1 protein-coding gene is annotated in these 327 nt (G+C 56.6%); it reads right to left on the bottom strand.

The genetic code is table 11. The annotated features are described in order from the left end of the window. Positions 1-117 precede the first annotated feature (117 nt). Positions 118-327, bottom strand: a 210-nt coding sequence (locus B3187_RS15270; RefSeq protein WP_286807326.1) for a DUF1989 domain-containing protein, incomplete at its 5' end; no start/stop codon positions are given.

Genomic DNA, 327 nt, shown 5'->3' with positions numbered 1-327 from the left:
GCCGGTCCCCGGCTCCACGGTCTTGAATCGTTGTACCCGCTCCAGACCTCCGTGCCAGCGGAAGTTTGCGTAGGGCGGATAAGCCGCAGGCGCATCCGCCGTAACCCAACGTCCCCCCTAATCCCAAACCAACACCTCAATCGGCGTCGGATCATACCCATTACACGGGTTATTCAACTGCGGACAATTGGAAATCAACACAATGGTGTCCATCTGGGCCTTCAGCTCCACATATTTTCCGGGCGCCGAGATGCCATCTTCGAACGTCAATCCACCGTCCGGGGTGATGGGCACGTTCATGAAGAAGTTGATGTTGTGGGTGATGTC

Origin of the sequence: Marinimicrobium sp. UBA4209 (assembly GCF_002381585.1) — a bacterium.
Lineage (GTDB): Bacteria > Pseudomonadota > Gammaproteobacteria > Pseudomonadales > Cellvibrionaceae > Marinimicrobium > Marinimicrobium koreense.
Note: the sequence above shows the minus strand (reverse complement) of the source record. Positions and strands in the feature narration are given on the sequence as shown.